Annotated in this window: 8 protein-coding genes; 5 read left to right on the top strand and 3 right to left on the bottom strand. The window is 64.1% G+C overall.

The features are described from left to right. The 3 genes from VFX99_RS07240 to VFX99_RS07230 form a co-directional block, all read left to right on the top strand. The coding region (locus VFX99_RS07240) for an NAD-dependent epimerase/dehydratase family protein (RefSeq protein ID WP_414684333.1) at positions 1 to 469 on the top strand (469 nt) is incomplete at its 5' end. 243 nt (positions 470 to 712) lie between these two features. Continuing rightward, positions 713 to 1,468, top strand: a complete 756-nt coding sequence (locus VFX99_RS07235) for a DUF6345 domain-containing protein (RefSeq protein ID WP_329665630.1) — start codon at positions 713 to 715, stop codon at positions 1,466 to 1,468. A gap of 9 nt (positions 1,469 to 1,477) precedes the next feature. After that, complete coding sequence (locus VFX99_RS07230; RefSeq protein ID WP_329665629.1) at positions 1,478 to 2,335, top strand: hypothetical protein; 858 nt, start codon at positions 1,478 to 1,480, stop codon at positions 2,333 to 2,335. Positions 2,336 to 2,354: 19 nt separating this feature from the next. On the opposite strand, the gene VFX99_RS07225 is transcribed toward VFX99_RS07230, so the two are convergent. The 3 genes from VFX99_RS07225 to VFX99_RS07215 form a co-directional block, all read right to left on the bottom strand. Next, positions 2,355 to 3,542 (bottom strand): serine hydrolase, encoded by a 1,188-nt coding sequence (locus tag VFX99_RS07225; protein ID WP_329665628.1) that lies wholly within the window; start codon positions 3,540 to 3,542, stop codon positions 2,355 to 2,357. A 204-nt stretch (positions 3,543 to 3,746) separates the two neighbouring features. Continuing rightward, the gene (locus tag VFX99_RS07220) at positions 3,747 to 4,031 is read right to left on the bottom strand and encodes a hypothetical protein (protein ID WP_329665627.1); all 285 of its coding nucleotides are present in this window, start codon (positions 4,029 to 4,031) and stop codon (positions 3,747 to 3,749) included. Positions 4,032 to 4,055: 24 nt separating this feature from the next. Then, positions 4,056 to 5,096, bottom strand: coding sequence for a hypothetical protein (locus VFX99_RS07215; RefSeq protein WP_329665626.1), 1,041 nt, complete (start codon positions 5,094 to 5,096; stop codon positions 4,056 to 4,058). A gap of 395 nt (positions 5,097 to 5,491) precedes the next feature. On the opposite strand from VFX99_RS07215, the gene VFX99_RS17300 reads away from it, so the two are divergent. Continuing rightward, a complete protein-coding gene (locus tag VFX99_RS17300) occupies positions 5,492 to 5,860 on the top strand; it encodes a methyltransferase domain-containing protein (RefSeq protein WP_414684332.1) in 369 nt (122 codons plus the stop codon). A 53-nt stretch (positions 5,861 to 5,913) separates the two neighbouring features. Further along, positions 5,914 to 6,819 (top strand): MFS transporter (locus VFX99_RS07210; RefSeq protein ID WP_329665625.1); only part of this gene is annotated, 906 nt, incomplete at its 3' end.

Raw genomic sequence — 6,819 nt, 5'->3', positions numbered from 1 at the left:
CTGGGAGCCCCAGCTGAAGATGATCGGACTCCGGTTCTCCAACGTCATCGACCCTCCCGACTACGCCGAGTTCCCCTCCCTCGAGGACGATCCGGCGTCACGGATGTGGAACCTGTGGTCCTACATCGACGCTCGCGACGGCGCTCAGGCGGTCGTTCGGGCCCTCGAGTACCAGACGCCAGGATTCGACAGCTTCGTGATCGCGAACCACGACAACGTGATGACCCGGTCCTCGGCTGACCTGATGGCCGAGTTCTTCCCGGACACCGAGTTCCGTTCGCCGGTCGAGGGCACCCGATCGCTCATCTCCAGCGAGAAGGCCCAGCGTCTGCTCGGCTGGATCCCGCAACACACGTGGCGAATCACGTCCCGAACCCCTGAGGCCAGTCCAATCCGGCAGATGGTGCAGGTGCACGTTCGGCACCCCGGATCTCGGTACAGGCTTCGCGCCAACAGACGGCAGGACTGATGTCGGCACGGCTGCCCCACGTCCCGATTGCCGAATGAGGTCATCGCGTCCCGGGCTTGAGGAGGTGGCGAGACGGTGCTCGAGCTCGGTCAACGTATGCCAAAACATGATCAACAAAGAACTGGTGCCCGAACCGGGCTAGTCATCGCTTAGCCAGAGCGTTAACGTTGAAGTGCTCCTACTCAAAGCCTATCCGGTGCACACGGAGAGCAGAGAAAGCACCATCAAAGGAGGCGCGCGATCATGGCTGCTGTTGTCCGAGTCGATTTCGGTGTCGAATGGACCAGCGATGGTCCCGCAGCAGGAACGAGCTGCTCGTTCCAAGCATTGCCCGCGAACTGGAGCGTGGCGAGCGCGGTCATCAACACGGCGCGAAGTTTCGGGCACGTTGAAAAGTTCGTATGGGGGAACGCGGACGCGTGGGCATCTGACTATGAACACCCCGAACGAGTATCGACCGGTGATTCTCTCAACATGATCGACAACACGCACTTGATGTATTTCGTGGACCACGGTGCTACTGAGATAGGGATTGCGTTCGCATCGAACCATTTCAACTGCCTGGCCCGTTATGCCAACATGCGTCTTGGTGTGCGGCGTTTGCGATGGTTGGTGCTCGACACCTGCGGGGCCGTCTCGGACAATCCGAACGTCGACACGAGCGTGATGCGCACCTGGTCGGCACCGACAGACGGCGACGCCGCGCATCCGCTTCAAGCGCTCCACGTGCTCTGCGCGTTCGTCGGCCTTTCCTATCCGGGGATAGATTCGAATCGTGGGGCCGAGTTCTTGACCGCGGTTTCGCGAGGAACTGCCGTAGGCCCAGCGTGGCTCGACGCCGCGTTCGCCCGATCGGGCAGCGCAGTGAACAGGCCGGTGGCAATTTCGCCTGGCAATAGTTCGGCGAATGCGTCCGCTCGCCTCAACAACAGCAGACTCGCCGATCGCGATGCTGGTCCGGCACCGGCGACCCATTTGGCCTGGATGTGGCGTGGTTAGGAGCTGAAGATGAATTACGAAGAGCTTGTCGAGCGTTGGCGCACGTTTGATGTTTCGGCCAGTATCTATCGCGTCGATCCGGCACTTGGTTCCTTGGACGATGTTGCCGCGCTTGCCGGACGAGCGGGTCTTACCCAGGCTGCGGACCAAGATTGGAACGACATGGGACCGCTGCTGGAATTGGAGGAAGAGCCGTACGTCTTTACCGTTTACCGTGCCTCGCGGGCCGTGCAGTACGTCGATAGCAGTCGATGGCAGGTCGACGATGGCACCACGGCGATGGGAGTATCTGATGCAGATGCCATCGCAGCCGCGACTCGGGAAATAGAACGTCTCGAACTGACGGACGAGGCCACATTCATGCCCACAAAAGTCGCGCGACTCAACGTGGCATCGTCGGTGAAGAACGGTGTTCCAGTCGACACGAGGGTCATTGATGTCGGCGTCGTGTTCTCCCGCGTAATCGATGGACTAACCGTCGAAGGACAAGGTGGGAAGGTCGTGATGTACCTCGACGCGAAGCTCGAGCCGACCGGATTCGAGCGGATCAACCGACGAATCGCCGTGCATGAACCTGTGGCTGGCTGGCGGCAGCTCGACAGCGTGATTGCTGAGGTCGAGGGCTACTGGCGCGCACGCTTCGGCGACATGCTCGACATCGACGATGCACGGCTGTGCTACGTGGAACTAGGCCGGCTGGAGGATCAGGAGTACATCCAACCTGCATACGCGCTCAGCCTCACCCTGCGCAATCAAGTGAATGGCGAGGAGCGGACGGTCGAACACTACGTTCTCGCGGCGACCAACGGCATCGGCACCTTGATGCCGACCGACCTGGGCCCGCCATCAGCACGGAGGACCGCGTAACTGGTGGTGTGTTCCGCTGTCACGGAAAGGCCGCGATGAATACGCGATCGAGGGGATCCAGATCCGGGTCGTCGATCTGGCGGTCAGCTTGCACGTCCGACAGGTAAACGATCACCGCCTCATATTCCGGCAGCACATAGATGCGTTGCCCGCCGAATCCGATTGCGGCGTATCCCACCGGTTCCGGCTTCTTCGACTCTGCCTGCTCGGGGTCCGGAAGGATCCACCACAGCAGGCCGTACTCGAGTGGGCCGCCGATCTGTGATTCGTAGTTCGCCGGTGCGGTGCACTGCTGAATCCACGCTGCAAGCACGACCTGCTTGCCGTTCCAGACCCCACCGCGTCGGTAGAGTTCGCCGATCTTCATCATGTCCGGCGCCGTGAGCCGCAGGCCGAATCCGCCGAGGTGGATGCCGTTGGGGTCGGTCCCCCAGCCGAAGTCGGCCGCCACGAACTCGGACGTCAGCAACGGGTCCGGCAGAGGCTTGGAGAAGCTCGGGTGCGTGGAGATTTCCAGGGGATCGAAGAGTTTCTCGCGGGCGTAGTCCAGCACCGACCGGGATCGGTTGCCGTCGGCGTTCTCCAGCGCAGTCGCCAGCACGGCGGCCACCAGATGAGCACTGGCATCGGAGTACCAGTAGATCTCGCCCGGTTTGAATTCCTGCCGCTGTTTCAGCAAGACCTCGATGAAGCTACTGCCTGACTTCGCGGATTCGTCCCAGACGAATCCGCCCGGGATTTCGCGGAATCCGCCCGACATGGTCATCAGGTGGCGCAGCGTGACCTTGCCGGTCTCACCGCTCATGGCTTGGCGATGCTTCGGCAACAGCTCCGCCAGCGGCTGGTCGATGTCGAGAATCAGACCGTCGGCAATCGCGATCCCCACCAGAATCGACAGCACGCTCTTGGTCACCGAGAACACGTGCCCGTAGTCACCGTCGGTGAAGCCGTGCCGATAGTGGGCAATCCTGGTCTCGCCCTCGACATTCACCAACACAGCCCGAACCTGGTCCAACGACGCCGGACCGGCGGTGATCGCCCTCTCGATCTCCGCCTCCAGAGCGGGGAAGTCAATTGCTGAGGTGCCGGTCGGCGCGGGCGGTGACGGCGAGGGCGGAGAGGGCGGCGGAGCCGCAGGGGAACAGCCCACCGTAACCACGAGCAGGAGGATCGTGGCCAGCAGCCATCGGCGCACAATCACGTTCATCCGCGCCTCATTCCCGCCGCCGACCGGATCGCGAAGATTTCGGCGGGGAACAGGCGCACCGACACCCGCGATCTACTCGGGGCTGCTCTTGCAGAGTACCGCTGGCTGCGGCGAGTGGTCACTGTCCGGCCGAGGTTGGCGACCCAACCAAACCCCCCTCGCCGATGCTGCCCTTCGACAGGCTCAGGGCGCGACCTACTGGCCCTAGCCCACGATTCGCCAGGTGGCACCCCGGATGACCAGGGCCGTGCCTTTGGCGCCGTGGGTGTGCCGACCGTCTTTCTCCTCCGCCTGCGGTGCGATGGCCTCCCGGACCAGCAGACCGGTGATCTCGACGTTGTTGCCGTAGTCGCCCTCGTCCCAGCTCTCGAGGCCGTCCACGTGGATGAACCACTCGCCATCGGGATCGGCGACCACAGCGCTGCCGAGCGCGTTGTACGCGACACCGCTGAGGGTCACCTGCTGATCAACCATCTCGGAGAAATCCATGGCACCTCCTCTCACTTCTTTCTCTCACTTCTTGGCCAGAGCGACCGTGAACACCTGCCGGTCGAAGTTCACGAGCGGCTGCGAGTAGTGCGCGAGCGTACTTTGGTAGACCTGCATCCCGGGCTCGGAATGATTGGCGTGCCACCAGGAATTGGTGGTCTCGTCGTACCAGCCGTAGTCGAACCTGACCATCTCGCCCCCGGGGCCCAAGGATGGGTCGGGACGCCCCAGGTTCTTGTCCCCCGACATGTCGACCTGGCCGGTGTTCGGGTCTGGCTTGAACGCGCCCTTGGCGGGCTTTTTGGCCTTGTTCCAGTCGAGGTTCTGGTTGGACCAGAAGCGTTTCGAGAAGACCACGGCCCGCCACTCGGCAGGGTTGCTCGACGGCAGGGCGCTCACCACCCCGGTGAGCTGACTGAGCAGCGGATGCGCTCCAACCGCCTCGCCGTACTTCGCGACGGTGGGAGCGGTGGCCAGGATGTCGTTGAGCGCGCGCGACACGGCGCGGGCACGCTCGAAGCTGTCGAACGACAAGCCCAGGGGCGGGTTGGGGGCGCCGTCCGCGAGGTTCAGTGACGTGATGCCGATGCAGCCGCGGCGGAGATCGAGCTTCTCCTCGGGCGACATCGTGCGGCCGTGCAGCTTCTCCCAGATGGCGATGAAGTCCGCCACCGGCCACACCCGCGTCTTCTGCTTGGGCTGCAGGCGGAGACCGATCTCGAGGACCCGTTTGGCGGTGGCCGGACAGGCGATCAGCAGCGCCAGATGCTTCTCAATGGGCAGCTGGCCGAACCGGCTGATGATGTCGGGTTCGTCGAATCCGTTGAGCAGGCCCGCCGCGTGCTCCAGGCGGCCGGCATCCACATCCGCCTTGTAGTTCATGTCCAGCGCCGGTCGGCGCACCCGGTGGTTCCACTCCTGAACGGCAGCGAGGAGCAGCGCGCGCTTGTCGTAGCCGAGCTCCTTCACCCGGGCGTTGATGTCGGGGTCGTTGAAGCCGTTGAGGCGTTCGGCCGCTTTCCCCCATTCGCCGGCGTTCACCTCGTCGCGGTACGCGGTGAGCATCGCCGCACGATCGCGCTGGACCGTCAGCGACCGGGACACAGCGCCCCGGGTCGCGCCGTTGCCGGCCGCACGTTGCAACGTGAGCATCAACGACGGGTTCGACCGTAGGTAGCTCCACGACCCCGTGGACACCGGAGCGAGCACCTCCGACGTAGCGTGCCCGGTCGGTGCCGGAACCGGACCCTCCGCCCGGTCCGGCGTGGGCCGCGACGGGGCGTAGCGCCGATCCGGTTGTGCCCTATCGGGGCTCATGCGCCGATCCTCCGCCGGAGAGTTGACACGCCTGCGGGAACGTCCAACCTGAGTATGTCGTGCGACGCCCGCTCAGCGGGCGCGCGGCGCTGAAGTGTGCCCGTACGGGCAAGGGGAACGGCACCGGGAGATGGGATGCGCTCATGAATCCGTCGACAGGGCCCCTGCCGTGGTCGGCTAGGTTTAACCGTGACCCTCCGCAAACTCGTGTGGCGAACCTTTTCGAGGTCGGCTCGGGAGGGGGCGGCGGCGCCTTCTACATCAGTCGCTATCTCGAGCCGCGTTCGATGACCGGCATGGACTTCTCGCAGGAAGCAGTTGACTTGTGCAACCGGCACCGGCGCGTCCGCCCCAGCTTGGAGTTCGTGTGTGGTGACGCCCCAGCAGATGCCATTCCCGGACGCTTCTTTCGACGCCGTGATCAACGTCGAGTCCTCACATTGCTAGGGATCAGTCGACGCGTTCCTTGCGCAGCTCGCCAAGAGCCACTCCCAAACCTGACACCTGGGTGAACCGATCGATGCCTCCGTCGGCAGATGATGGTCCCGCACTGGAGTCCGGGTCCGTGCTGCCGCGAGTGGGATGGGGTTTCGTCTCGCTCTACACACTGGCGTACGTGGGCACCTGCCTGGTGCTGGTCGCGCCCCTGTTGGTCACGTTGGCGTTGAAGGTCAACTCGCTCGTCGGGATCGATCGGGCTCCTGCCGGCCTGTCGCTGGTCACCGGAATCGGTGCCCTGCTCGCCATGGTGGGCAATCCCTTCTTCGGAAGGATGAGCGACCGCACCTCTTCGCGACTCGGCATGCGAAGACCCTGGATGATCATCGGCGTGGCGGGCGGATCGCTCGGAATCCTCGTCGTCGCGTTGGCTCCCACCATCGCGGTCGTCCTGGTCGGATGGTGCGTCGCGCAGCTGTTCTTCAACGCGTTGCTCGCCGCCATGGTGGCGGTGCTGCCCGACCAGGTTCCGGTCGCGCAACGTGGCCTGGTCTCCGGTGCCCTGGGAGTCTGTCTGCCGCTGGCGTCGGTGGGCGGGACTTTCCTGGTGCAGCTGTTCACCGGCAACCAACTCGCCATGTTCTTGGTCCCGTGTGCGATCGGCGGGTTCTTCGTTCTGCTGTTCGCGGTCTCGCTGAGGGATCGCCGGCTGCGCCGCGATGAGAGGCCGGCCTGGTCGCTGCGCGAGTTCGCCAGTACGTTCTACGTCAACCCGCTGAGGAGTCCAGACTTCGCCTGGGCCTTTGCCAGCCGTTTCCTGTTCGTTCTGGCGTACGCCTTCCTCACGATGTATCAGGTCTACTACCTGTTGGAGAAGATCGGCAGCGCGGAGGCCGAGGTGCCACGCCAGGTCTTCCTGGCCACCGCGGTCCAGTCCGTCATGGTCGTCGTCGCCTCCGTGGTGGGTGGGAAGCTGTCGGACCGGACGGGCCGCCGGAAGGTCTTCGTCGTCGGTGCGTCGATCGTGTACGGC

The organism is Microbacterium sp. (assembly GCF_036277215.1).
Classification (GTDB): Bacteria; Actinomycetota; Actinomycetes; order Actinomycetales; family Microbacteriaceae; genus Microbacterium.
The sequence above is the reverse complement of the archived record's forward strand: the minus strand, read 5'-3'. Positions and strand labels throughout refer to the sequence as shown.

Coding starts and splice junctions, on each gene's coding strand:
- VFX99_RS07215 (WP_329665626.1), bottom strand. CDS start 5,096: ATGCTCACCGCGTACCGCGACGAGGTGAACGCCGGCGAATGGGGGAAA.
- VFX99_RS17300 (WP_414684332.1), top strand. CDS start 5,492: ATGAATCCGTCGACAGGGCCCCTGCCGTGGTCGGCTAGGTTTAACCGT.
- VFX99_RS07220 (WP_329665627.1), bottom strand. CDS start 4,031: ATGGATTTCTCCGAGATGGTTGATCAGCAGGTGACCCTCAGCGGTGTC.
- VFX99_RS07235 (WP_329665630.1), top strand. CDS start 713: ATGGCTGCTGTTGTCCGAGTCGATTTCGGTGTCGAATGGACCAGCGAT.
- VFX99_RS07230 (WP_329665629.1), top strand. CDS start 1,478: ATGAATTACGAAGAGCTTGTCGAGCGTTGGCGCACGTTTGATGTTTCG.
- VFX99_RS07225 (WP_329665628.1), bottom strand. CDS start 3,542: ATGAACGTGATTGTGCGCCGATGGCTGCTGGCCACGATCCTCCTGCTC.